General features: G+C 58.9%; 25 protein-coding genes. 12 read left to right on the top strand and 13 right to left on the bottom strand.

The annotated features are described in order from the left end of the window. Positions 1-3: 3 nt before the first annotated feature. Positions 4-945 carry an NADP-dependent oxidoreductase gene (locus tag O3C79_RS02320; protein WP_494384640.1) on the top strand — a complete coding sequence of 314 codons (942 nt, stop codon included), beginning with the start codon at positions 4-6 and terminating at the stop codon, positions 943-945. Here the strand turns inward: O3C79_RS02320 and O3C79_RS02315 are convergent. From O3C79_RS02315 to O3C79_RS02305, 3 genes are read right to left on the bottom strand one after another with little or no spacing between them, the layout of a single operon-like run. Continuing rightward, positions 931-1,431 (bottom strand): hypothetical protein, encoded by a 501-nt coding sequence (locus O3C79_RS02315; protein ID WP_010324557.1) that lies wholly within the window; start codon positions 1,429-1,431, stop codon positions 931-933. The two genes, O3C79_RS02320 and O3C79_RS02315, sit on opposite strands and share 15 nt — an antisense overlap. 13 nt (positions 1,432-1,444) lie before the next feature. After that, positions 1,445-1,705, bottom strand: a complete 261-nt coding sequence (locus O3C79_RS02310; RefSeq protein ID WP_010324558.1) for a hypothetical protein — start codon at positions 1,703-1,705, stop codon at positions 1,445-1,447. 2 nt (positions 1,706-1,707) lie between these two features. After that, positions 1,708-2,313: a YjaG family protein gene (locus O3C79_RS02305; RefSeq protein WP_010324559.1), complete on the bottom strand. Its 606-nt coding sequence runs from the start codon at positions 2,311-2,313 to the stop codon at positions 1,708-1,710. Positions 2,314-2,448: 135 nt separating this feature from the next. On the opposite strand from O3C79_RS02305, the gene O3C79_RS02300 reads away from it, so the two are divergent. The 5 genes from O3C79_RS02300 to O3C79_RS02280 all read left to right on the top strand — a co-directional run bounded on the left by O3C79_RS02300 (position 2,449) and on the right by O3C79_RS02280 (position 10,977). Further along, the gene (locus O3C79_RS02300) at positions 2,449-3,000 is read left to right on the top strand and encodes a TRAP transporter small permease subunit (protein ID WP_076462961.1); all 552 of its coding nucleotides are present in this window, start codon (positions 2,449-2,451) and stop codon (positions 2,998-3,000) included. Beyond that, on the top strand, positions 2,997-4,376 hold the full coding sequence (locus O3C79_RS02295) for a TRAP transporter large permease (RefSeq protein WP_076462960.1): 1,380 nt from the start codon (positions 2,997-2,999) through the stop codon (positions 4,374-4,376). Before O3C79_RS02300 ends, O3C79_RS02295 begins: the two co-directional genes overlap by 4 nt. 109 nt (positions 4,377-4,485) lie before the next feature. Further along, positions 4,486-6,714 carry a bifunctional diguanylate cyclase/phosphodiesterase gene (locus O3C79_RS02290; RefSeq protein ID WP_494384639.1) on the top strand — a complete coding sequence of 743 codons (2,229 nt, stop codon included), beginning with the start codon at positions 4,486-4,488 and terminating at the stop codon, positions 6,712-6,714. Between the two features lie 144 nt (positions 6,715-6,858). Beyond that, positions 6,859-9,087, top strand: a complete 2,229-nt coding sequence (locus tag O3C79_RS02285; protein WP_494384638.1) for an EAL domain-containing protein — start codon at positions 6,859-6,861, stop codon at positions 9,085-9,087. A gap of 9 nt (positions 9,088-9,096) precedes the next feature. After that, positions 9,097-10,977 carry a sensor histidine kinase gene (locus O3C79_RS02280; protein ID WP_494384637.1) on the top strand — a complete coding sequence of 627 codons (1,881 nt, stop codon included), beginning with the start codon at positions 9,097-9,099 and terminating at the stop codon, positions 10,975-10,977. Here the strand turns inward: O3C79_RS02280 and rep are convergent. After that, entirely contained in the window at positions 10,952-12,967 is a 2,016-nt protein-coding gene (rep, locus tag O3C79_RS02275; RefSeq protein WP_494384636.1) for a DNA helicase Rep, read from the bottom strand. The two genes, O3C79_RS02280 and rep, sit on opposite strands and share 26 nt — an antisense overlap. Positions 12,968-13,184: 217 nt before the next feature. On the opposite strand from rep, the gene O3C79_RS02270 reads away from it, so the two are divergent. Then, entirely contained in the window at positions 13,185-14,414 is a 1,230-nt protein-coding gene (locus tag O3C79_RS02270) for a putative bifunctional diguanylate cyclase/phosphodiesterase (RefSeq protein WP_494384635.1), read from the top strand. Here O3C79_RS02270 and O3C79_RS02265 read toward each other — a convergent pair. Together O3C79_RS02265 and O3C79_RS02260 are read right to left on the bottom strand one after the other, a co-directional pair. Then, the gene (locus O3C79_RS02265; protein WP_494384634.1) at positions 14,383-15,897 is read right to left on the bottom strand and encodes a YifB family Mg chelatase-like AAA ATPase; all 1,515 of its coding nucleotides are present in this window, start codon (positions 15,895-15,897) and stop codon (positions 14,383-14,385) included. The genes O3C79_RS02270 and O3C79_RS02265 overlap by 32 nt on opposite strands. A gap of 38 nt (positions 15,898-15,935) precedes the next feature. Next, positions 15,936-16,217, bottom strand: coding sequence for an accessory factor UbiK family protein (locus O3C79_RS02260; RefSeq protein WP_494384633.1), 282 nt, complete (start codon positions 16,215-16,217; stop codon positions 15,936-15,938). A gap of 282 nt (positions 16,218-16,499) precedes the next feature. Between O3C79_RS02260 and glnK (O3C79_RS02255) the strand changes: the two genes are divergently transcribed. From glnK (O3C79_RS02255) to glnK (O3C79_RS02245), 3 genes are all read left to right on the top strand, one after another. Next, entirely contained in the window at positions 16,500-16,838 is a 339-nt protein-coding gene (gene glnK / locus O3C79_RS02255; protein ID WP_010324569.1) for a P-II family nitrogen regulator, read from the top strand. Positions 16,839-16,883: 45 nt separating this feature from the next. Next, a complete protein-coding gene (locus O3C79_RS02250; protein ID WP_010324570.1) occupies positions 16,884-18,158 on the top strand; it encodes an ammonium transporter in 1,275 nt (424 codons plus the stop codon). A gap of 138 nt (positions 18,159-18,296) precedes the next feature. Beyond that, positions 18,297-18,635 (top strand): P-II family nitrogen regulator, encoded by a 339-nt coding sequence (glnK, locus tag O3C79_RS02245; RefSeq protein ID WP_010324571.1) that lies wholly within the window; start codon positions 18,297-18,299, stop codon positions 18,633-18,635. Between the two features lie 47 nt (positions 18,636-18,682). Here the strand turns inward: glnK (O3C79_RS02245) and O3C79_RS02240 are convergent, their stop codons facing one another. Beyond that, positions 18,683-18,835 (bottom strand): entericidin A/B family lipoprotein, encoded by a 153-nt coding sequence (locus O3C79_RS02240; protein ID WP_010324572.1) that lies wholly within the window; start codon positions 18,833-18,835, stop codon positions 18,683-18,685. A 113-nt stretch (positions 18,836-18,948) separates the two neighbouring features. On the opposite strand from O3C79_RS02240, the gene astA reads away from it, so the two are divergent. Next, positions 18,949-19,983, top strand: a complete 1,035-nt coding sequence (gene astA, locus O3C79_RS02235; RefSeq protein WP_494384632.1) for an arginine N-succinyltransferase — start codon at positions 18,949-18,951, stop codon at positions 19,981-19,983. On the opposite strand, the gene O3C79_RS02230 is transcribed toward astA, so the two are convergent. Together O3C79_RS02230 and O3C79_RS02225 are read right to left on the bottom strand one after the other, a co-directional pair. Beyond that, on the bottom strand, positions 19,955-21,235 hold the full coding sequence (locus O3C79_RS02230) for a sensor histidine kinase (protein ID WP_494384631.1): 1,281 nt from the start codon (positions 21,233-21,235) through the stop codon (positions 19,955-19,957). The two genes, astA and O3C79_RS02230, sit on opposite strands and share 29 nt — an antisense overlap. Then, positions 21,232-21,963 (bottom strand): response regulator transcription factor, encoded by a 732-nt coding sequence (locus O3C79_RS02225; protein WP_494384630.1) that lies wholly within the window; start codon positions 21,961-21,963, stop codon positions 21,232-21,234. The genes O3C79_RS02230 and O3C79_RS02225 overlap by 4 nt, the downstream gene beginning before the upstream one ends. A gap of 136 nt (positions 21,964-22,099) precedes the next feature. On the opposite strand from O3C79_RS02225, the gene O3C79_RS02220 reads away from it, so the two are divergent. Further along, a complete protein-coding gene (locus tag O3C79_RS02220; protein WP_010324576.1) occupies positions 22,100-22,597 on the top strand; it encodes a Spy/CpxP family protein refolding chaperone in 498 nt (165 codons plus the stop codon). Between the two features lie 7 nt (positions 22,598-22,604). Here the strand turns inward: O3C79_RS02220 and O3C79_RS02215 are convergent, their stop codons facing one another. From O3C79_RS02215 to O3C79_RS02200, 4 genes are read right to left on the bottom strand one after another with little or no spacing between them, the layout of a single operon-like run. Then, entirely contained in the window at positions 22,605-23,522 is a 918-nt protein-coding gene (locus O3C79_RS02215) for a DMT family transporter (protein ID WP_494384629.1), read from the bottom strand. Positions 23,523-23,529: 7 nt separating this feature from the next. Further along, positions 23,530-23,964, bottom strand: coding sequence for a GlcG/HbpS family heme-binding protein (locus tag O3C79_RS02210; protein WP_494384628.1), 435 nt, complete (start codon positions 23,962-23,964; stop codon positions 23,530-23,532). A gap of 18 nt (positions 23,965-23,982) precedes the next feature. After that, the gene (gene trmB, locus O3C79_RS02205) at positions 23,983-24,675 is read right to left on the bottom strand and encodes a tRNA (guanosine(46)-N7)-methyltransferase TrmB (protein ID WP_010324579.1); all 693 of its coding nucleotides are present in this window, start codon (positions 24,673-24,675) and stop codon (positions 23,983-23,985) included. A gap of 45 nt (positions 24,676-24,720) precedes the next feature. Then, on the bottom strand, positions 24,721-25,518 hold the full coding sequence (locus O3C79_RS02200; protein ID WP_010324580.1) for a thiazole synthase: 798 nt from the start codon (positions 25,516-25,518) through the stop codon (positions 24,721-24,723). Positions 25,519-25,565 lie beyond the last annotated feature (47 nt).

Below are 25,565 nucleotides of genomic sequence, written 5' to 3'. Positions count from 1 at the left end.
AACATGAAAGCCATTCGCATCCATGACTTTGGCGGCCCTGAGCAGTTGCGCCTAGAGGAGATCGACTGCCCAGCGCCGGGGCCGGGTGAAGTGTTGATTCACAACCGTGCCGCCGGGGTCAATCCGATCGACTGGAAAACCTGTTCCGGCGGTGGCGCCAGCAGTTTTATCGACGCCCTGCCTTTCTGCCCCGGCTGGGAATTTGCCGGCACCGTGGAAGCCCTCGGAGAGGGTGTGGAGCAGTTTCGCTCAGGTGATGAAGTGCTGGGCTTTATCAAGTTCCCGCAGCCGGCCGGCTGCTATGCCGAATACCTGATCGCACCTGCTGACCAGGTCTGCCTGCGCCCGGCGGCGCTGGACCCGGTGTCTGCGGCGGGCCTTGGCCTGGCAGGCCTGACCGCCTGGCAGGCACTGTTTGAAGCGGGCGAACTGAAATCCGGCCAGAACGTTCTGGTACTGGCCGCGGCCGGCGGAGTCGGACACCTGGCTGCGCAGCTGGCCAAGTGGAAAGGCGCTCACCTGATCGGCACCGCATCCGGCACCAACAAGGCGTTCCTGCAAAGTCTGGGCTGTGACGATGTCATTGATTACACCCGCCAGCAGGTAGAAAATCTGATCCATGATGCCGATCTGATCATCGATGGTGTGGGGGGCGAAGCCGCAATCAAGGCACTGGACTGCCTGAACCCTCATGGCCGTATGGTGACACTGCCCTCGGTAACGGCAGCAGAAGTAATTGCAGCCGGCGAAGCCAAGGGACTGAAAGTCAGTGGTATTCGGGCCCGCCCGGATGCCGCACAGCTGCATGAGCTGGCTATGCTGGCATCCAGCGGCAAGGTCATGTTGAACATCACGGACAGCCTGCCACTGGATCAGGCCGCCGAGGCACACCGCCTCAGTGCCCAGGGCCACATCCGCGGCAAACTGGTGTTATCCGTCCGCTGATGCGGGTGCGGCCGCGTCGCTGGCGTCGGCCGCTTTGCCATCCGAGCAGAACAGCTGCTGCTGACGCATCAACAAACGGCAGCCTTCACCCCGAATGTTTCGATCCCAGCAGGCATACTTGGCCCAGCTCTTGTCATCTTCGGTGGGCTCTTCCCGAAATGCGGGCACACCCTCGCAAAAGTTCTCGGTCACGGCTGCCGTTTCCAGGCAGGCATTGAGGAAACGCCCATGGTTGACGGTGCACTGGAAGCCGGTGCAGCCATCAAAGTCATTCAGCGCCTTGTCCAGACAGGCCGCCTGAGCATTCTCACGCCCAAAGTCCAGGCCATCATTGCGCCAGGTCGCCGCCAGCTCTTCCCGTTCGGCGTTAAAGTCAGCCAGCCATTCCGCCTTGACTTCCACCCACCAGGCCGGCTGCACCTGCCACAAAAACACACCCACCAGCGTTGGAATCAGCACCAGCGCCAGAATAATTTTTTTCAGCATTGAAAACTCCGTTTTAACGGCGACGGTAAAGGCCGGCGATACACATGAACAGCCCCACCACCGACAGCAGCATGCCGCCGTTCACCCACAGGGGGTGACGCACCATAAAGGGTACAAAGGGATGGCTGGCACCCGCGGCATCGCATTCGGCCAGCTCATAATTCCAGGAGCCGCCCTGATCCAGACAGGCATCGGCCAGAGACAGGTCGTACATGTACCCGCCCATCAGCAGTACCGCCGGTACTACCAGTAAAATCAGTCCCAGTTTGAGCATGTTCAGTCTTCGTCGCTGATACCGATGTTACTGACACCCTCGTTACGTGCCAGTTCACGCAGTGACGAGACAAACTCGGCCGTGGGTGTTTTCTGGCCCCGCAGGCGCTCGATCACTTCTTCGCGGAAGTCATCTTCGGCCAGCATGAGGTCATGGGTATTGATCAGTTTGACCAGCTCCTCATCCGACAGCTGGTCATCACCTTCGGTGACTTCCAGGAAGGTGGCTACACACTCGCGGGAGAGCTGACCGATACTGGTTGCAGCCGTCAGATCCTTCTCCAGAATGCAGCTCAGCGTGGCGTTAAGAGCCACCACGGCATCCAGTGCCGGCCAAGCACCGTACATGTCGAACTCTTCCAGGTCCGGCATATTGGCTTCCACGGCTTCCTGCTGCACCTCGAAGTTCATCTTGCCGGCACGCCCGGTCAGGCTGTCCCAGACACCATCCAGCACCTGACGCAGCTTGGCGGCATCACCGAACTCCACCAAACGCGAAAAGAGTGCGAAGTTGGGGTACATGCGCTCGGTCAGTGCCGCCGAGAAAGCGGTCAGCTGCCAGGGCTCAAACGTCTCCAGTTCGGGCTCCAGGTTCAGCAGTTCGGTCATGGGAAATCTCCACTTGGTGTCTGTATGTGCATTGTACGGCTTTGACGCCGCAAGCAGTAGGGGCCTGGCTGCTGACCCCTGAGTTATACCTGATATACTCAGGCGCGATTATTCATTTCGATAACGAGAAGAACAATGAGTCAACCCCATCCCGTGACGGGCCTGATTCGGTTTCTGGACGGATTCAGCGAATGGACCGGCCGCCTGATCGCCTGGCTGACCTTACTCATGGTCATTGCGACCTTTGTTGTCGTGGTTATGCGCTATGTATTTGAGCAGGGCAATATCGCGCTGCAGGAATCAGTTGTCTACATGCACAGCTTCGTATTCCTGCTGGGTGCCGCCTACACCCTCAAACACGATGGCCATGTCCGCGTCGATATTATCTACCGCCCACTGAGCGAAAAGGGCAAAGCCTGGATTAACCTCTTCGGCACCCTCTTCCTGCTGCTACCGGTGTGCATCTTCCTGTTCTGGATCTCCTGGGAGTATGTTGCGACTTCCTGGGAATTGAAGGAAGGCTCTCAGGAAGCCGGAGGCCTGGCCTACCGCTATATCCTCAAGACAGCCCTGCTGGCCATGCCGGCCATGATGATCCTGCAGGCCATTGCCGAGCTGCTGCGCAGCCTGATGGTCCTCGCGGGTAAAAGCCACCTGCCGCCTGCCGAAGAGGAGCACGCCCTGTGATTGAGTTTTTGCCCCTGCTGCTCTTTGTCGGTGCGGTAGTTGTCCTGTTGATGGGTTACTCCGTCGCCTTTTCGCTGGCCGGTACCGGCCTGCTGTTTGCCGCTATCGGTGCCATGACCGGGCATTTCGACAGTGTGTTCCTGGAAGCGGTGCCCAACCGTATTTTCAGCGTGATGAACAACGAGACGCTGATTGCCGTACCCCTGTTCGTATTCATGGGCGTGATGCTGGAGAAATCTCGCATCGCCGAAGAACTGCTGGACACCATGGCCGCCCTGTTCGGCTCCATGCGCGGTGGTCTGGGCATCTCGGTAACGCTGGTCGGCATGCTGCTGGCGGCCAGTACCGGTATCGTCGGTGCGACCGTGGTTACCATGGGCCTGCTGTCGCTGCCCACCATGCTCAAGCGCGGCTATGACCCGGCGGTCGCCACCGGCACCATCTGTGCTTCGGGTACGCTGGGCCAGATCATTCCGCCCTCCATCGTGCTGGTGCTGCTGGGTGATGTTATCTCCAACGCCTATCAGCAATCACAGATCGACCAGGGCATTTTCTCGCCGGAAACCGTCACCGTGGGTGACCTCTTCCTCGGCGCGCTGATTCCGGGTCTGCTGCTGGTCGCGGCCTACATCGCCTACATGGTGTTTGTCGCCATCACCCGTCCTCAGGCAGTGCCGGCCATTCCCGAAGAGGAACTGAACCAGATCACCAACCTGTGGCTGCGAGCCCTCAAGGCACTGGTTCCGCCAGTGGTACTGATCGGTCTGGTACTGGGCTCCATTCTGGGCGGCTTTGCCACCCCCACCGAAGCCGCCTCTGTCGGCGCAGTGGGTGCCATTGGTCTGGCCGTGATGCGTCGCGCCTTTAACCTGAAAACACTGAACGAGGTGATGCGTTCGACCACCCAGGTCAGCTCCATGGTATTCATCATCCTTGTGGGTGCCTCCATCTTCTCGCTGGTGTTCCGCGGTTACGGCGGTGACGACCTGGTGCGCGACTTCCTGCACGACCTGCCAGGAGGCGTGGTTGGAGCCATGGCCATCGTCATGCTGATCGTATTCCTGCTGGGCTTCTTCCTCGACTTCATCGAGATCACCTTCGTGGTGGTGCCGATTGTCGCGCCCATTCTGCTCAGCATGGGGCTGGACCCGGTCTGGCTCGGTGTCATGCTGGCGATCAACCTGCAGACCTCGTTCCTCACGCCGCCATTCGGCTTTGCGCTCTTCTATTTGCGCGGTGTGGCACCGGCGCATGTGTCGACCACGCAGATCTACAAGGGCGTAGTGCCGTTCATCCTGATCCAGCTGCTGGTACTGGGACTGCTGGCCTGGCAGACCGGCTTGGCCACCTGGCTGCCGGAACTGGTGTACGGCTAGGACCGTCTTTTTAAGAATTTATCGGGGTTTACAAAGGCAGGGGGCTGAACCAAGCTGATAGCAACCGGATATGAAGTACAAGCATGCAACCCAACACAGGATGATGCGCATGTCGGCTCGAGAGCCATTTGTATTCCAGCCGGAGCAGGCCCCCACTGCAGCCGTACCGCCCTGGAAGGTATTGAGTGTCGAGGATGACGCCGGCTACCAGGCTTCACTGGTTCATGCCCTGTCGCTGATCCAGGTTGATGGGCGCTCGCTCCAGGTATTAAAAGCGCGCTCAGCACTTGAAGCGGCACGCCTGCTGCCTGAGTACACCGATATCAGCATTGTCCTGCTCGATGTGGTCATGGAGCAGGACGATGCCGGCCTGCGTCTCGTGAATACCATCCGCAATGTCATCCGCAACAGCCAGGTACGTATCGTACTGCTTACCGGTCAGCCCGGCATGGCGCCCCGCCCTGACGTACTCAAGCAGTATGATATCGACGATTACTGGTGCAAATCCGACCTGACCCACGAGCATCTGACGTCTGTTATCACCGGCAATCTGCGCACCTGGGAGCGTACTTCTCAATTGGAGCATGCGCGCAGAGGATTACAGCAGATCGTGACGGCCTCACAGACACTGAGCCAGTTTCGCAGCCTTAAGCCTTACCTGAATGCGCTGCTGGATCAACTGGAGCTGCTGCTGCCCAACCTGGATGGCGGTCTGATCTGCCACAGCCACAGTCTCTCAGGCACCAGCCTGCCGGAGGACATGGAAATCCTGGCCAGCAGGGGCTGCTATTCGGCTCAGGAGCCTGTCTCACTCCAGCCTTATATACAGTCAGAACAGATGCTGGCAGACCTGATACGCCAGGCATGCTTTCAGGGCCGTCATCAGCAACAGGGCGCCCTCACCGTTCTGTTGTTCAGCCAGGCTGACACACAATCCGGCTGCAACCTGGCCGTGCTGAAAACGCAGCAGCCGCTCTCGGCAGCCGAGCAGAACCTGTTGGATGTTTTCTGTGAAAACATCGGCACCGGACTCACCAATCTCTCGCTCTATGACCAGCTGAGCCACTTGGCCTATCAGGACCCTCAGCTAGGAATGGCCAACCGAAACGCACTCAAGCAGGCACTGCGGGAACTGCCCGCACAGGCACGCAGCGAACATACGCTTATTGTTATCAAGCTGAACGAACTTAATGAAGCTACGCTCAATTTTGGCGAACTGTTCAGCGACAGCGTTTTGCGCAGCATGGCCGACCGACTGGCGACCGAGCTCAAGGTACTTCAGCTGCTGGCACGCATAGATCGCAACAGCTTTGCCTTGTTGCTGCCCAGCCAGTCAGCACCGTCCACTGAAGCACTGGACCAACTGTTGGACGCACCGGTCCTCATTGATGACAGCGAGCACCTGATTCCGGCACGGGCACTGCAGCTGCCGCTATCCGTCTGTGAAGACCATACCCCGGAGCAGATTCTTCGCTTGGCTGAGCTGTCACTGGATACCCGCCGGCACGCACGAGAACACCTGCTGATGTACGATGGCATGCAGGAACAGCAGATGCGCGAACGCTACCAACTGCTGCTGAATCTGCGCCAGGCCCTCAAACACGATCAACTCAGCATTGCCCTGCAGCCCAAAATCACCCTGGCGACCGGGCACCTGGCCGGCTTTGAAGCACTGGTACGCTGGCAACAGGCTGATGGCTCTTATATTCCCCCCGACCAGTTCATTCCGGTCGCCGAATCAGCCGGTTTAATCAGCGAGCTGGATTTGAGCGTGTTGGCGAAAACACTGGACGCCAGCCGGCAGCTGCGACAGCAAGGCATCGATCTCCCCATCGCCTTCAACACCTGCTCCATTGATCTGCTAAGACCCGGTTATTTCGACGAGATGCTGGCGCTAATCAGGGCATCCGGTGTGCCTTTCAACCGGCTGGAACTGGAAGTCACTGAAACCCAGGCCATGGCCGAATACGAGGTGATTTCAAAGCAGATGCGTCAGCTGCTGGATGCCGGCATGGGCGTCAGTATTGATGACTTCGGCACCGGCTACTCATCGCTTGCCCATATCACTGACCTGGCGGCTTCAGTGCTCAAAATTGATCGCACCTTCATTGCCCGCATGGAAACTTCGCCCAAAGCACAACACCTGGTCGATATGATCCTGCGCATGAGCGCCTTTTTCGGCTTCCAGGTTGTTGCCGAAGGCATCGAAACCGAAAGCCAGCGTCAATACCTCGCCAGCCGAGGCTGCCAGCTGGGCCAGGGCTACCTGTTTGCCCGCCCCATGCCACCCGAGAAGGCACTTGCCTGGGCACTCGGTCACCCCCAGGTACCAAGCTAGAGGCGCACCAAAATCGCGCATTTTTTGCACCCGTTTATTGCACAGCGTGCAAAAGGGGCAAACACTGTCTATAAATAGCGACGAGAAAAAAGAAGCACAGGTAGCCATCAACAATAGACATTACTGGAAAACAAGGTACCCCCGATGCCAAGGAACCAACTGTTTCAGTTCAAGGCCAGCAGCCAGCCTCCACCCGAACATTCGGCGCGGCCCTGGAAGGTCCTCAGCGTAGAGGATGATAGCGGCTACCAGTCGTCCCTGTGCCACGCTCTGGCGACACTGAGAGTCGAGCAGCGGCCGGTTGAAGTATTAAAGGCGCGGTCAGCCATGGAGGCCGCCCGCATCCTGCCTGACCACCCTGATATCAGCGTTATTCTGCTGGATGTGGTAATGGAAGACGATGATGCCGGCCTGAAGCTGGTGGGCACCATTCGCGAGACCATCGGCAATCACCTAGTGCGTATCGTTCTGTTGACCGGCCAGCCCGGCATGTCCCCCCGCACCGATGTCATGAGCCATCTCGATATTGATGACTACTGGTGCAAATCCGAACTGGACCACGACCATCTGGTTTCCATTATCAACGGCAATATTCGTACCTGGGAGCGCGCGCGCCAGCTGGAGAAGGCGCGCCAGGGCCTGCAAATTCTGGTTGAAGCCTCGCAGTCGCTCAGCCGCCAGCGCGAACTGCATCAATACACACAAGCCGTGTTGATGCATCTGAGCATGCTTTTGGATGTGGAAGAAGGCGGCATTGTCTGTGCCCTGCACCCGACCGGCGGCGACCCGGAAAGCTCCCGTATTGTTGCGGCCACCGGCAGCTTTGGCTACCTGAGCAACTACACTCTGCACCGCCTCAAAGATGCGGATATGCGCCGCTCTCTGACACAGGCCCTGGAGACGGATCAGCATATTTTTGCCCCTACCCACACCTTGCTCAACTTCACTCAATCTGACCTGAACGACAGCCATTACCTGGTGCTGATCAAAACAGGGCGCCAACTGGAACAGTCCGAGATCAACCTGCTGGAAGTGTTCTGCGAGAACATCGACAGCGGCTTCCGTAACCTGTCGCTGTACAAACGGCTGAACCGGCTCGCCTACCAGGATCCCTTGCTGGATATCCCCAACCGCAACTACCTGAAACGGGTGATTCGGGATCTGAGTCAGACCGAAGCAGGGCAACATCAACTGCTGACTGTGAAACTGCACGAACTGAATGAAGCCGCTCTGGTATTTGGTGAAGCTTTCTGTGACAAGGTGCTGAACGCACTGATCGAACGACTTCGCGCCCTGTCGACGCATCCCACGCTTATCGCCCGACTGGATCGATACGATTTTGCCCTGCTCGCCCCCATCGACAGCTTTACCTCCGACCTGCCTGAAGCATTGCAGGCCCCCCTCATTCTTGAGGGTGCAACACACCGTATTCAACATATCGCTGCCCTGGTGAAACTGAGCGACTGCCCGGGGTGTCCTCCCGAGCAGCTGCTGCGCCTGGGCGAGCTGTCAGTCGAGTCAGCCGCACGGGATGGCAAACGTTTTGCCTTCTATAACCCGGGCCAGGAACAGTCCGTGCGGGAACGCCAGACCCTGCTCGACAAACTCAGATCGGCACTGGAAAACCATGCCTTCAGTCTGGCCCTGCAGCCCAAAATTTGCCTCAAAAGCGGGCAGTTGAAAGGTTTTGAAGCGCTGGCACGCTGGACCACCGACGACGGCGCAAGTGTATCACCGGGGGTGTTTGTGCCTTTGGCCGAAACCGCCGGCCTGATTACCGAACTGGACCTTCAGGTACTCGACATGACACTGGACGTGATTCAACAGCTGATTGCCCAGAACACCCCCTTACCCGTTGCTTTCAACACCTCGACACTGGACCTTTTGAATACCAGCTATATGGAGGTCCTGCTGGCTCGAATTGAGCAATCCGGGATTGAACACCACCTTCTGGATATGGAGATCACCGAAACCCAGGTGATGGAAGAATATGAACAGACGGCAGAACAGCTGGAGCTTTTGCGCCAGCTGGGCATTGGCATCAGTATTGATGACTTCGGTACCGGTTATTCGTCACTGGCACACATCACTGACCTGCCCGCCAGCACGCTGAAAATTGACCAGACCTTCGTCAGGCGTCTGGGCGAATCGGAAGAAGCCACGCACGTGGTCGAGATGATTCTGCGCCTGAGTGAGCGTTTCGGCTTTGACGTGGTCGCCGAGGGAATCGAGACCCGGCAACAACTACAGCTGCTGCAGGCCAGGGGTTGCCAGCTGGGTCAGGGTTATCTGTTTGCCCGCCCCATGCCGGTTGCAGAGGCATTGCAGTGGGCACAAGAACACCATCGCACCAGCCTGTTTCAGCAGAACTGACAGCCTCCTATGAAACGACAGCTGCGCAGGCGTTTTCTTATCTGGCTGGTGCTGTTCCTGCCGTTGGTGCTGATCACAACCACCTCGGCCTGGCTTGCCTATACCGAGCTCTATGCCCTCAAATTACAGCCCGCCATCAGTGCGCAAACGGCCCTGATTGATCGCCTCAGTAGTCGTATTCACCGCGAACTGGGGTACCTGGGCCAGCTCACCCGTATGCTGCGTAGCAGTATCGCGCTGGAAGAGGCCCTGGCCGGAGATCGACCGCCCAACAAACGCCTGCTGGCCCGGCACTTTACCCGCTTCAGCGATACCTCAGGCTTGATTTCACAAGTGCGCTGGCTGGACCAGTACGGGCAGGAGCAGGTCAGGGTTAACCTGACGCCAAACGGTGCCCAGCGTACACCTGAACCAGAGTTGCAGAACAAATCCAGCCGCTACTATTTCCGAGATGCGCTCAAGCTGGCACCCGGAGAGTTGTATTTCTCACCACTGGATCTCAACATCGAGCATGGTGTGCTGGCCATGCCTCTCGAGCCGACCCTGCGCACCGCCATGCGCACTTCGCGGGCATCCGGCCTGCACTCAGGGGTACTGGTAATCAACTTTTCCCTGTCCGGTCTGTTCAACGAGTTGCGTGCTCTGCAAACAGAAAACCAACGGCTGGAACTGGTGAATCAGGATGGCTACTGGTTACTTCACCCTGACCCCACCCGGGAGTGGGGGCACGTTCTCGGCCAGGACAGGCTTACACTGGCTCACAAAGCCCCTCGTATATGGCAGCAGGTGCAACAGCAGGCCAGTCGCAGGGGCGTGTTGTCGGAAAACCGTATCTGGAGCCATAGCCGCATTGAACCACTGCAGTCCGAGGATCGTCAGTGGCACCTGATCCTGTCCGGTAATGCCAACCAGCTGGCTGGTATACGCTATCAGATCCTTATGCCGACCCTGGCAATCAGTGCTCTGGTTCTGCTGATTGGCGGTGCATTTTTATGGCGTGTAGCCCGCGGGGAAGAGAGCAGACTGATCCTGCTGCAGGAATTGAAAGGGGAACAGGAAGAGCTGCGCCAGACCAACCGGCAACTCAGCGAATCACTGGAGCGCCAGCAGCGACTTCAGGACGAACTGGTGGAAACGCGCAAGCTGTCATCCCTGGGGATGATGGTCGCCGGCGTGGCCCATGAGCTGAATACCCCGACAGGCGGCACCCTGGTGACCGTCACCTCCATGGAAGAATCCCTGCATCAACTGGAAGACTCCATCGCGCAGGGGCAACTCACCCAGGGTGAAATGCAGGATTACCTGAAACATGCCGAGGAGGGGTTGCAGCTGGCCCATCACAATCTCCAGCGTACGGCGGATCTGGTGCGCAGCTTCAAACGCCTGGCCGTTGACCGCAGTCTGGACGAGCCGGTCAATTTCAGCCTGCAAACCTGCGCCGACGACCTGGCCAACAGTTTGCGCCCGCAACTGAAAAAATGTCCCGTTAAGCTCGATATCACCTTGCCGGAGTGCCAGCTGTTCAGCCATCCCGGGATACTGTCGCAGGTGCTGCAAAACCTGATCGAAAACGCCCTGCAACATGGCTTTGATACTGACATTCCAGGCAGGATCGAATTGAGAGGACGCTTACTGGAGGGCACAGAACTGGAGATTCAGGTGGAGGACAACGGCCGGGGTATCGAGGCGGAGCGGCTGGACACCCTGTTTGATCCCTTCGTCACCAGTGGCCGCAGCGAAGGCCATACCGGGCTGGGTCTGCACCTGGTGCATCAGTGGGTCACCCAGGTGCTGCAAGGCGGCATCAGTATCCAAAGCACACCCGGTCAGGGCACCTGTTTCACCCTGCGGGTGCCTTTAGATATCAGAGGTCGTCAAACATCCCCTTGAGGCTGTTCAGGGTGGCACGCCCCCGGGCGCGGTTCTGCTCGGGTCGATCATCACCACGCCCTTCGTGCTCCAGATCGTCAGCCGGCAGCTCATCGAGAAAACGGCTGGGCATGCACTCCTGCCATTCACCAAACTGCCGCCGCTGCTTGGCCAGCGTCATGGTCAGGGTTTCCCGTGCACGGGTGATGCCTACATAGGCCAGGCGACGCTCTTCTTCGATGGTATCCATCTCGATACTGTTACGGTGCGGCAGCAATTCCTCCTCCATCCCCAGCAGAAACACATGCGGGAACTCCAGGCCCTTGGAGGCATGCAGCGTCATCAACTGTACCTTGTCGGTATCATCGTCTTCATCCTGCTGATTCAGCATGTCGAGCAGTACCAGCCGGGCGATCGCTTCTTCGATACCGGCGTTTTCATCATCTTCCTGCAGTCGCTCCAGCGTTTTGCCCAGCGACTCGATGAGGAAATAGACATTCTGCATGCGCTTCTCGGCCACCACATCACTGGAGGCGTTCTGGCGAATCCAGCCGGCGTAATCAATCTCCTCGATCAGGTCGTGAATCGCTGCAATCGGGTCGTCCTCACGGCAGCGATTAAACAGCCGGTCGATCATGTCACAGAAGCGACGCAGGCGTTCCACGGCCTGCGGCTGCAGCTGTTGCTCCAGCCCCAGCTCGCCACAGGCTTCAAACAGGCTGATCTCACGCGCCGAGGCATACTCACCCAGCTTGTGCAGCGTATTGGGACCGATTTCGCGACGCGGCAGATTGATGATGCGCAGGAAAGCGTTGTCGTCATCACGGTTGATCAGCACCTTGAGATAGCTCATCAGATCCTTGATCTCGGCTCGGGCAAAAAACGAAGTGCCGCCGTTGAGCTTGTAGGGGATCTGATAGTTCTGCAGCTTCATTTCGATCAGCCGCGACTGGTGGTTGCCACGGTAGAGGATGGCAAAATCCTTGAACCCGATGCGCTGACGCAGATGACGGTCCAGAATCTCGGTGGCGATCCGCTCAGCTTCGGCATCGTCGTTACGGGTGTGCAGTACCCGGATGGGTTCACCGTAGCCCATGTCGCTCCAGAGCGTCTTCTCGAACACATGGGGGTTGTTGGCAATCAGGGTATTGGCCGCCTTCAGAATGCGGCTGGTCGAGCGGTAGTTCTGCTCCAGCTTGACCACCTTGAGGCTGGGAAAGTCTACCTGCAGCTGGGCCAGGTTCTCCGGCCGCGCGCCGCGCCAAGCATAGATCGACTGGTCATCATCCCCCACCACGGTGAGGCCGCCACGGTGGCCCACCAACTGTCTCACCAGGCGGTACTGCGACAGGTTGGTGTCCTGATACTCGTCCACCAGCAGGTACTGGATACGCCGCTGCCAGCGCTCCAGTACATCCGGGTGATCGTTGAACAACTGCACCGGCAACAGAATCAGGTCGTCAAAATCGACAGCGTTATACGCCCGCAGGTGACGTTCGTAGGCTTCATAGGCGCGGCCAGTGAGAATATCGTCCGGCCCCTGAGCCTGCGCCAGCACGTCATCCGGGGTCAGCATATCGTTCTTCCAGTTGGAGATACGATGCTGGATATCGTTTAGCAGATCCGTGTCTTCGTCATTCTGCAGCAGCAGGTCGCGCAGCAGGGCCTTGCTGTCCTGATCGTCAAACAGGGAGAAACCGGACTTCAGGCCCAGATACTTGCGCTCGCGACGGATGATCGACAGCCCCAGGTTATGGAAGGTGGATACGGTCAGCCCGCGCCCTTCCTTGCCCTGCAGCAGCTGGCCGACACGCTCTTTCATCTCGCGTGCGGCCTTGTTAGTGAAGGTCACGGCAGCAATGCGGCGCGCCTCAAAGCCAGCCTCCTGAACCATCCAGGCGATCTTGCGCGTGATCACACTGGTCTTGCCGGAACCGGCCCCGGCCAGTACCAGCAACGGCCCACCGATGTAATGCACCGCTTCCCGCTGACGTGGATTTAATTTGCTCATGGCACCTCGAAATTGCTAAACCCGGCGCTAAGACTGCCGATAGCCTGATACTGCGTGTGAAGAAACATGGATCGTTTACGCACCTACCGCCAGGTTCAGTACGCCCTCAAAGCGTGCTAATCTCGCTCGGCGATCCATTGTTGTCGCCTATTATGACATGGCCCCCTGATGAAATTCAGTTCCCTGAGCATCCATTCGCCCGAGGGGAGGAAGTACCATGCAGGCAGAATGCGCACAGTCTCGATCGGGTGTTTCGACACCCACGCTAGTACTCGTCAGCTCCTCGCCCTCGCTTGAGGCCTGCTGGCAGGACTGGTTGTATCCCTGGTGGCAAGGCCAGCTACACTGCTTCGACTCCATTGAATCAACCGTCTCCATTCTGCAGCACCTACACCAGCCAATCCTCCTTCTTGATGTCTCTGATCCAGAACAAACCAAAACCGATCTGGAACAGCTGAGAACACATCAGTCGCCCTTGCCCGCCGTACTCCTGTTTAAAGACACGCCGGATCTGGACGCCTGGGAAGAATTGCTCGACAACCCGCTCAACGATTATCTGCAATTGTGTGGCAGCAACCCGGACACGGTGCGCCGCATTATCCGCTACTGCAGCCTGCACTTCCGTACCACGGTCAAGGCGGAACCGGCTCCACTGACCGACCAGGTACTCAGTGGCTATGACCCCGAGCTTTGGCGTGCCCTGCAGAAAGAGGAATTCGAGCTGTTCTACCAGCCGCGCATCGACTTGCGCCAGGGTGAGATCTGCGGTGCCGAGGCTCTTATTCGCTGGCGGCACCCGGAAAAAGGCCTGCAATCACCCGACACCTTCATTCCACAATGTGAAGCCTCAGGTTTGATTGTGCCCATGGGCTACTGGATCATCCAGGAAGCGGGCCGCGCCCTGCCGGCCATTCAGGAAGCCGGCATGGAAGGCCGCATCGGCATCAACCTGTCGTTCCGCCAGTTTCAGGATACCTATCTGGCCAGCACCATTGAGCGCCTGCTCGACGAGCACAACATGTCCAGCCAGGCGATGGAGTTCGAACTGACCGAAACCGCGCTGTGCAACGACGAGGAGCACGTACGCAACACCATCGAGCAGTTGAGCCGCCGCGGCGTGGAATTCTCGCTGGATGACTTCGGCACCGGCTACTCCTCCTTCAGCCTGCTGCAGAAACTGCCGATCACCACACTCAAAATCGACAAGTCTTTCGTTGATGGTATTCCCGGCAATCCGGATGACGAGGAGATCGTGCGCGCCATCATCAACCTGGCCCACAATCTCAACAAACAGGTAATCGCCGAAGGCGTGGAAACCCGTGCCCAGCTGGAATTCCTGATCCGTCACGACTGTGATCAGGTACAGGGCTTCTTCTTCAGTCGCCCGGTGCCGCTGGACCAGTTCCTGACCCTGGTCAGCCGTCGCCAGAAGCAGAGCAGCCTCTGAACGCCAGCGCTTCCAGCAGCTGGGGTTCTTCTACCCGAGGCTGACCCGCCAGATCCGCCAGAGTGCGGGCAACCTTGAGAATACGATGACAGGTTCGCGCCGACAGCTGATAGCGCTGCATCACCTGTGTCAGTAACACACGCCCGGCATCGTCCAGACCGCATACCTGCTCCAGTTCAGTGCCACCCAGCTCCCGATTCATGGTGCCCTGGCGCGTCAACTGCACCTCATGCGCCTGCCTCACCCGCGCCCTCACGTGGGCACTGCTTTCACCCGGTTTGGCCGGCGCCAGCAACGCATCCGGCGGGAGTGCCGGCACATGCAGCTGCAGATCGATACGGTCCAGCAACGGACCGGAGATTTTCTGCTGGTAGCGCCGAATCTGATCCGGCGTACAGTAACAACGATCGGTACCATCACCATGGTAGCCACAGGGGCAGGGGTTCATGGCAGCCACCAGCTGAAATCGAGCGGGAAAGCGGGTTTGCCGGGCCGCTCGGGAGATCAGAATCTCGCCGGTTTCCATGGGTTCGCGCAGTACTTCCAGTACCCGACGCGGAAATTCCGGCAGTTCATCAAGGAAGAGCACACCCTGATGCGCCAGCGAAATTTCACCGGGCCGGGGGTGACTGCCACCACCCACCAGTGCCACCGCCGAAGCAGTATGGTGCGGCGAACGGAAGGGGCGGATACCGGCACAGGCCGGGGTCACGTCATAGCCGGATACGGAGGCAATCGCGGCCACCTCCAACCGTTCCCGGCTTTGCAGCTCAGGCAGCAAGCCCGGCAAACGTGCCGCCAGCATGCTTTTACCGCTGCCCGGCGGTCCGGAAAACAGCAGGTTATGTCCACCGGCAGCCGCCACTTCCAGTGCTCGCCGTGCCTGAAACTGCCCTTTCACCTCGGTCAGATCCGGCATGGCACCCGCTTCGGCAGCGACCTCCTCGGCCACCGCCGGCTGCAGGGGTTGTCGGCGTATCAGGTGCTCAACCAGCTCAATCAGGTGCGACACCGCCAGCACCTCGGTATCCCCGGCCATCAGTGCTTCTTCGGCATTGTCACGGGGCACCACCAGAGCACGCTGCAACTGCCCGGCGGCAACGGATGCCGGCAGTACGCCGCGTACAGAGCGGATCTCGCCCGACAGGGACAACTCCCCCAGCATTTCCAGCGCAGGTGTGGCTTTCCAGCCTTTCAACTGCCCCGAAGCTGACAGGATGCCGATGGCAATGGCCAGATCATAGCGCCCTCCTTCCTTGGGCAGGTCTGCCGGTGCCAGATTGATAGTGATACGCCGCTGAGGGAACTCGAAGCCGGCGGTAATCAGGGCACTGCGTACCCGTTCGCGGCTTTCTTTCACGCCGGTTTCGGGTAAACCGACAATGGACATGGAGGGCAGGCCACCTGACAGGTGGACCTCTACCGTCACCGGAGGCGCGGCAATCCCGAGCTGGGCTCGGGTCTGAATGACTGCAAGTGACATGACACTTTCCTTGTGTCGAAGTGTAAATCGAGTGCCTGTTAAGAGGGCGTGCTGTCGTTATCCTCGGCAGCAGGTGCGGAATCCGTTTCCAGTGCCTGCAGGCGTGCTTCCAACTGTTCCAGACGCTCGCGGGTGCGCAGAAGCACAGCCTGCTGGGCATCAAATTCTTCACGTGTCACCAGGTCCAGGCGGGCAAAGGTGCCCTGCAGCATGGTGCGCATCTGGTCCTGCAGCTCCTGCTGACCGGGAATATCAGGACGGTTGCTGAGCAGCTGGCCGAATTGGCCGGACAGGCTGTCGATCAGTTTCTGGTGGATCATCGGGGTCTCCGCATCTGACTCGTATCAGGCTCCACTATAAACCAGTTTGGTGCTCAGGTCAGACCAGACCTGTGCACCAAATGGGTTCACGCACCATAACGGTGCACCAAAACATGCCCCGCCGCGCATCAAAACTGCCCCTATCTCCCTCTAATAGTCATTAACTCACTGTTTAGAAAGAAAAATCACAAGTTGGCACGTGCTTCGCTTATAGGGAATTACAACGCGCCAGCATCCGGCAAACGGGGTGCTCGGACCAACGCTAGCCTAGAGGACACAACGATGAAACTGATCTCAGCGATCATCAAACCATTCAAGCTGGATGATGTACGTGAGGCCCTGTCGGACATCGGCGTTCAGGGTATTACCGTTACTGAAGTAAAAGGCTTCGGCCGCCAGAAGGGCCATACCGAGCTCTACCGTGGTGCCGAGTACATCGTCGACTTTCTGCCCAAGGTTCGCATCGATGCGGCCGTAGCCGATGACATCGTCGACCAGGTACTGGAGGCGATCAGCAAGGCGTCGCACACCGGCAAGATCGGTGACGGCAAGATTTTTGTTACACCGCTGGAGCAGGTTGTGCGCATTCGTACCGGTGAGTCCGGTCACGACGCCCTGTAATCAGGCCTGTTTCCGCGTTTCCGTTTATCTCTGGAGGATAAGACAATGGAAGAACTGCTCAACTCGACAGCCGGGGATGTGACCCAGCTGAAATATGCGGTCGATACCTTCTACTTCCTGGTGTGTGGTGCACTGGTAATGTGGATGGCGGCCGGTTTCGCCATGCTCGAAGCAGGTCTGGTGCGTGCCAAGAACACCACCGAGATCCTGACCAAGAACATCGCACTTTACGCCATCGCCTGTACCATGTACCTGCTGTGTGGCTACTACATCATGTACAGCTCTGATGCCGGCGGCGTTATGCCGAGCCTGGGCGCTCTGATCGGTGGTGAAAACTCCGTCGACGCGGTTCTGGCCGGTGGCGATGACGCGCCTTACTACTCTTCTCGCTCAGACTTCTTCTTCCAGGTCGTGTTCGTGGCAACTGCCATGTCCATCGTATCCGGTGCAGTTGCCGAGCGCATGAAGCTGTGGGCCTTCCTGGCATTCGCTGTTGTCATGACCGGTTTCATCTACCCGACGTCCGGCTACTGGACCTGGGGCGGCGGTTTCCTGAGCGAAGCCGGCTTCTCTGACTTCGCCGGTTCCGGCATCGTACACATGGCGGGTGCGTCTGCTGCTCTGGCCGGTGTCCTGGTTCTGGGTGCACGTAAAGGCAAATACGGCAAGAATGGCGAAATCAACGCGATTCCGGGCTGTAACATGCCGCTGGCAACCCTGGGTACCTTCATCCTGTGGATGGGCTGGTTCGGCTTCAACGGTGGTTCCGAGCTGAAACTGTCTGACGTTGGTGAAGCCAACGCAGTTGCGGAAGTCTTCGTTAACACCAACGCAGCCGCTGCCGGTGGTGTCATCGCGGCGCTGATCGTAGCTCGCCTGTGGTTCCGCAAGGCTGACCTGACCATGGCACTGAACGGTGCACTGGCTGGCCTGGTTGCCATCACTGCTGACCCGCTGTCGCCAAGCGCGCTGGCCTCTACCCTGATCGGTGCCATCGGTGGTGCTCTGGTTGTCATCGCCATCGTCACTCTGGACAAACTGCGTCTGGATGATCCGGTCGGTGCCATCTCCGTGCACGGTGTGGTCGGTATCTGGGGTCTGCTGGCAGTGCCGCTGAGCAATGCTGATGCAACCTTCGGTGCTCAGCTGCTGGGTATCGTATCCATCTTCGGCTGGGTTTTCATTGCCAGCCTGGTGGTATGGCTGATCCTTAAGGCTGTCATGGGCATCCGTGTCAGCGAAGAGGAAGAGTACGAAGGCGTCGATCTCGCCGAGTGCGGTATGGAAGCCTACCCGGAATTCTCTGGCACCAAGAAGTAAACACACCAGAGGTTCCATCCTTCAGGCTGCGCAGAATATGCGCAGCCTTTTGATTATGGGTATACTGGCGTCCAAGGAGTCTCCACCGAACGACGGTGGGTACACTGGGACTGCCCCAATATTGCGAGGAGTTGAATGATGAAACTCGTCACAGCGGTGATCAAACCGTTCAAGCTGGATGACGTTCGCGAAGCCCTGTCCGAGATCGGTATCCAGGGTGTAACCGTGACTGAAGTGAAAGGCTTCGGCCGCCAGAAAGGCCATACCGAGCTGTACCGCGGCGCGGAATATGTGGTGGATTTCCTGCCCAAGGTGAAGATCGAAGTCGCCATTGATGACGACATGCTCGATCAGGTCATCGAAGCAATCAGCAAAACCGCCAACACTGGCAAGATCGGCGACGGCAAAATCTTTGTCATGCCGCTGGAGCAGGTGGTGCGTATTCGTACTGGCGAGACTGGCCCGGACGCTCTTTAACGGCCAGCCTTGCACTGGGCCGACCTGCCTCAGGTCGGCCTTGTTCCTCAGTTCTTCGCGTCGCGCGCAACTTCCTGAATCTTTTTACCGGCCTTGGTCAAGTCCTTGCCTGCACCCTCAATGGTACTGCAGCCGCTTTGCACGCCTGCCGCCAGCAACAGTCCCGCACTGGCAATCAGTGTAATCAGTTTCTTACCCATGGTTGCTCCTCATTCAGGCATGCCAAGATCATACCTCTAGCCTGCTTTTAGTGCTATTACCCCGGCCCGGCTCATCTATACTGCAGTCATAATCGTGACCACTGGAGGCCAGGATGCTGAGAGTACGCCCGATTGCATCGACAGACGACACCCTGTTGCACCAGATTGCCCGGGAATCAGGCCCGGGTTTTACCTCTTTGCCGGATAACCATGACCTGCTGGTCAGCAAGCTGGAGCAGGCGGTGAGTGCCTTTCGCAGCGCCCCCGAGCCAGCCCCGCTGACCTATCTGTTTGTACTGGAAGATACCGAAACCGGTGAGGTGCTGGGCACCAGCGGCATTACCGCGGCGGTGGGTCTGGATGCGCCCTGGTATCACTACCATATCGGCACCATTGTGCATGCCTCACACCAGCTGGGCATCTACAACGAGTTTCGCACCCTCTACCTGTGCAACGACTACACCGGCAGCAGCGAGCTCTGTTCACTGTTCTTGCGGCCTGATTTTCGTGGCCGGGGCGGTGGCGGTCTGCTGTCTCGGTCCCGCTTCCTGTTTATCGCCCAGCACCGTGCCCGCTTTGCCGACCGCATCATTGCCGAAATGCGCGGCTTCACCGACCAGGATGACAGCAACCCCTTCTGGGAAGGGCTGGGACAGCACTTTTTTTCCATGCACTACCGTGAAGCAGACTTCCTGACCGGCTCCGGCAACAAGGTGGTGATTGCCGAACTCATGCCCAAGCACCCGATCTATATCCACCTGCTGCCTCCGGCGGCGCAGGCGATCATTGGCGAGGTTCATCCCAATACACGCCCGGCCTGCAAGCTATTGAAGGCTCAGGGGTTCCGGTTTGAAGACTACGTGGATATTTTTGATGCCGGCCCGACACTGGCAGCACGCCCCGAGGAGGTGCATGCCATTGCGCGCAGCCGCACGCTGGAGGTGGTGATTGATGACCAGGCGGTGCCGGAGGGCGCACGCTCCTATCTGGTCAGCAATACCCAATGTGTGGATTTCCGCTGCACTCAGGCTCGCCTGCAGCCCGGGCGCCGTCGGGTGGCTCTGACCTCCGAAGTTGCCGCCTGCCTTGAGGTCAAGACAGGCGACCGGGTTCGACTGGTCAGTCTGCCGGCGGCAACTGAATCCTGAGCTCAAAGCCGCCCTCGGGCCGGTTATGGGCACTGATCCGGCCGCCCAACTGCTCAACGGCCCGGCGCGCAATGCTCATGCCCAAACCAAAGCCCTCTGCAGAGGTGCTGTCGTCCCGTACAAAGGGCTCAAACAGGCGAGGCAGGAGTGCCTCATCCACGCCCGGACCCGCGTCGCTCAGACTGATCTGAAGTCCGCCCCCAGGCAAGACCTGCAGCTGAAGGCTGGCGGGTGTTTCTTCAGGCGTATGACGCAGAATGTTTTCCACCCCGTTCTGTAACGCACGCCGCAGCAATTCACGGGCGCCAAGGTAATGTACGACGACCTCCGGCAGATCCAGTGTGAACGGCCGCGCCGGCTGGCGTAACCGCACTTCTTCCTGCAATTCCTGACAGAGTTCGTTGAGGGAAAACTCCACCGGACGCTCTTTGTTCTGCTGACGGCTAAAACTGAGGATTTCACTGATCAGGGCATCCAGACGTTCGCATTCGCGGTTGATACGCTGCATCAACGGGTCATCCTCCGCCAGCCGCTGCTCCACCAGACCGGCAGCGGCCTGCAGCCGCGCCAGGGGGGCTCGCAGCTCGTGGGACACATCCTGCAACAACCGCTGCTGCGCCAGCAGGGTCTGCTCCACGGACGCTACCATGGCATCAAACTCACGGGTCAGCTCCCCGATTTCATCCCGCCGCTGACTCAAGCCGGCATCGGCTCTCAGGGTCAGATCCTGTTCCTGATGCAGGTCCCGCACATGACGGCTGAGCCGTCGAATCGGCCGCACCACCAATCCACTGAGCACCAGCCCCGCCAGTCCCGACACCAGCAGTATCAGTACCATCTGCAACGAGAACAGGCGCCCGAGCATGCGCTCCACGAAGAAGGCCTCACGCGGCAAGCTCACCTTGGCCAGGTATTCACGACCACTGTCAGTGGTGAGTGCAAGTCTGAGGGCCCGTCGCGGCGGCTCATGTATGCCGGACATCAACGGCTCACGGCTGTCAGCCTCAAACAGCCAGACGGGTATTGAATGGCGCCGCCCCGGCAGCTTGTGCCAGTCCGGTACGCCATCTTCGTAGCGTTCCAGCATCAGCATTGCCTGCCCCCGGGCACGGGCTTCCAGCAGTTCCAGCTTATGGTCCTTGTCGTAGCGGCTGGACAGCACCAGAAAAACACTGCCCATGCCCACCAGGCTGACCAGCCAGATCACCAGAAACATCTTCCAGAACAGACGCTGATACCACCTGACCTTCATGCCTGACCCCGCACGAACTGATAGCCCTGGCCTCGCACGGTCTTGATCATTTCCTGATTATCCCCCATCACCGACGCCAGCTTTTGACGTACCCGGCTGACGTGAACATCGATGGCACGGTCATAGGCACTGAGTTCGCGGTGCAATACCCAGCGGGTCAGCTCTTCCTTACTCAGAACACGACCGGCATGTTGCATCAGATACGCCAGTACATTGAACTCGGCACTGGTCAGCTGTAATGGCTGGCCGGCAAACTGCACCTCACGCTGCCCCGGGTCCAGCACCAGCTCTCCTGATGCCAGGCGGTAAGCGGGAAAGGTACCGTCCTGCTCCGGTTCTGCTGTCGGCTGAACACCATCACAGCGGCGCAGGATCGCCTTCACACGCGCCAGCAGTTCGCGTGGGTGGCAGGGTTTGGACAGATAATCATCCGCGCCCATTTCCAGCCCCAGAATTCGGTCAATGGCCTCTCCACGACCGGTCAACATCAGGACCGGCACGGCACTGCGTGGGCGCAGCTGCTGCAGCAGCTCCAGTCCACTCATCCCCGGCATCATGATATCCAGCACCATCAGGTCCGGCGTCAGCCGCTCCAGCGCTTCCAGCGCAGCGCCCCCGGAGTGCACGGTTTCAACCTTGTAACCTTCATGCCTCAGGTATTCGGCCAGCATGGCACAGAGATCAGGGTCGTCATCCACCAACAGCAATGTTTGCGCATCTGTTTGCATCAGCAATCCTCCTGGTGCCATTTTAGCCCGCTGATCACGGGCGTCAGGCAGGCTTTACCTAACTTTACCCCCTGTGCACACAACTTTGCGCTGACATTGGCAATACTGGACACCAGATCAACACAGGAGAGTTCCCATGAAAACACGCAAGATGATTGTATCCGTTCTCGCCGCCTCTCTGGTTGCAGGTACCAGCGCCCTGGCCTATGCCGGTCAGAAAGAGAACTGCAGTGCTGCTGACCGCGCCGACAAGCGTGTCGAGCGCATGGCCAAACACCTGGAACTGGACGAAGCCCAGACCGCCTCGGTCAAGGCACTCTTTGCCGACCAGGCCGCGCAACGCCCGGACCAGCCGCGCAAAGGCATGAAAGGGCTGGCACAGCTGGATCCCAATGCCGCGGATTACAACGAGCAGGTGCAGGCACGCATCGCCGACATGCAGCAACAACTGGCCGAACGTGTCGAGCGTCGCGCCAACTTCAAGGCTGAGCTCTACGCCATTCTGACACCGGAGCAGGAAGAGAAGCTGGCTGAGATGCGCGAGCGCAAGGGCAAGCATCACCGCGATGGCAAACACCACCGAGGTGACGGCCCGCACCACCGTAAGGGCGGTCCTGACAAGGAAATGCTTTAACAGACTGTTAAGACGCGACCTGAAGTCGCTCGCGTTGACGTCGCTCAGTGCGCTGGTTCAACAGCGCCTGAGCCACTCCAGCAGCGAGAATAAGGCCACAGCCGGACAGCTGTAGCGTGTTGAGTGACTGGCCGAACAGCACCCAGCCGAAGGTCACCACCGCAATCGGCTCCATATACGCCAGCGTGCCGAAGGTGGCCGCCGGCAGCTCCCGCAACGCGATCACGGCAAACAGGATCGCCAGAAAGCCCGGCAAAAGTCCCGCCAGCAGCAACCAGCCCCATTGCACCGCCACAATGCTTTCATTCTGCTGCAACATCAGCGGCAGCATGCACAGGGCTCCGGCCAGTAACTGATACCAGCAGCGGGTATAACTGTGCACATGCAGGGGCAGGATACGGTTCATCAGGATAAAGCCGGCATAGGCCAGCATGGCCAGGGTCGCAAACAGCATGCCGGTAGCGTCATCCGGGTTATCGAAGCCGAGGCGGAATTCCATCATCATGGCAAAGCCGAACAGCGCCAGCAGAATCAACCCGACGCCCGCCGGGCGCAGGCGCTCACCCAGGCAGAAATGCGCCACCACCGAGGCCGTGACCGGTGACAGGTACACCATCATGATGGCATTGGCCATGCTGGTATGGAGCATCGCCTGGACATAACAAACGATAAACGCCGCCAACAGCCCGCCATTGATCAGCACCCGCCAGCCCGGCCAGCACAACAGCAGGCTGAAGCGCCCGATGACCAGCAGGTAGCCCAGCATCAGCAAGGCACCAAAGCCCAGTCGATAGAAAGTCAGTGTTTCCGCACTCAGCCCCGCATAGCGCGAGATCACGCCGATGGTGCCCATCAGCACAGCCGAGGCGACCGCCATCAATAAAAAAGGGGCTGAACCAGCCCCTTGTGTGTTCGCTTCAGACATCCGTCAGCTATTCCTTAAGCACCAATGCAGACACTGCCGCCTGCGCACAGGCGATATCCTGATCCTGAGACGCGCCCGACACCCCTACGGCACCGATGCACTCCCCATCCAGCAGCAGTGGCAAGCCACCGCCCAGCATGAGCAGGTCCGGATGCGTATCCAGAGCCGCCAGCAGATGCACATCGTCGGCGTTCTTGTCACGGAAGAAGCTGCTGGGCACCTTGAAGCCGGCTGAAGTACGCGCCTTGCGCAGCGCCAGCTGAGAGGTCTGCGGCGGTGCATCATTGAGGCTTACCTGGGCCAGCGGCTGGCCGGAACGTGCCACCACCGCAATACTGACACGCACACCCAGACGCTCTGCCTCTTCGGCAGCAGCAGTGACGGTGGCCAGAGCGGCGCGGTAATCGAGGCTGGTCTGTTGTACGCTGATGGGCGTGGTCATAATCGGGCTCCAGTCGGTTCAGGCGGTACGTTCGAACATCAAATCCCAGACACCATGCCCCAGACGCTCACCGCGCTGCTGGAACTTGGTTACCGGGCGCCATTCAGGCTGAGGTGCATACTCACCTTCGCCCTGGCGGTTGCGATAGCCCTCGGCGGCGCTCATCACTTCCATCATATGCTCGGCATAGTTTTCCCAGTCGGTAGCCATGTGGAAACAACCGCCAACGGCCAGCTTCTGACGAATTTTCTGGGCAAACTCAGGCTGCACAATGCGGCGCTTGTGATGGCGCTTCTTGTGCCAGGGGTCCGGGAAGAACAGCTGCAGGGTTTCCAGGCTGGCATCCGGGATGCACTGTTCCAATACTTCCACCGCGTCATCACAGTAGACACGGATATTGGTCAGCCCGGCCTCAACCGCACGAGACAGCAAACGTCCCACGCCCGGAGGGTGGACTTCGATGCCGATGAAGTTCTTTTCCGGCGCCTGGCGTGCCATCTCGATCAGCGAATCGCCCATGCCGAAGCCGATCTCCAGCACCAGAGGTGCTTCACGGCCGAAGACATCTGCCGGGTTGATCATGCCATCTTTCAGCTCCAGCCCGTATTTGGGCCAGTTCTCGTCCATGGCACGCTGCTGACCTTCGGTCATACGGCCGGCACGCACAACAAAGCTGCGGATCCGGCGAATCGGTTTCTGTTCGTCTGTCATCTTGTGTCTATTACTTGGCGGGGCCAGAGGCCCCGCAGGTTCAATTCATTTGCTGATCAGGCCATCCAGCGGCGAGGACGCGCTGGCATAGGCTTTACGCGGCATGCGCACGGCCAGGTGCGCTTCACGACCGGCCTGCACGGCTTTCTGCATCGCTTTGGCCATCAACACCGGATTCTGCGCACCGGCAATGGCCGAGTTCACCAGCACACCGGCACAGCCCATTTCCATCGCCATGGCGGCCTCTGAAGGCGTACCGATACCGGCGTCAACCAGGATAGGTACATTGGCCTCTTCCATGATCAAACGGATGTTGTGCGGGTTCTGGATACCCAGACCGGAACCGATCAGGGAGCCCAGCGGCATCACGGCAACACAGCCGATCTCTTCCAGCTGTTTGGCGACGATGGGGTCGTCATTGGTGTACACCATTACTTTGAAGCCATCCTTGACCAGAGTTTCGGCGGCTTTCACGGTTTCAATGATGTTGGGGTACAGTGTCTTCTGGTCACCCAGCACTTCCAGCTTGACCAGATCATGGCCATCCAGCAACTCACGGGCCAGACGACAGGTACGTACGGCATCATCGGCGGTGTAGCAGCCGGCCGTGTTCGGCAACAGGGTGTAACGGTCAGGGCTGACCACGTCCAGCAGGTTGGGCTCGTCCGGGTTCTGACCCAGGTTGGTACGGCGTACCGCCATGGTGACAATTTCAGCACCACTGGCTTCGATGGCTGCTCCGGTCTCGGCCATGTCCTTGTATTTGCCGGTTCCCACCAGCAGGCGCGAGTTAAAGGTCTGTCCGGCAATTACCAGTGGGTCGTTCGTTTCCAGTTCTGACATCATCTATACCCCGAGAATGAATGTGAGTTGCGACCTGATCCAGCAGC

Source organism: Marinobacterium sp. NO-S09, assembly GCF_059179545.1.
The sequence above is the reverse complement of the archived record's forward strand: the minus strand, read 5'-3'. Positions and strand labels throughout refer to the sequence as shown.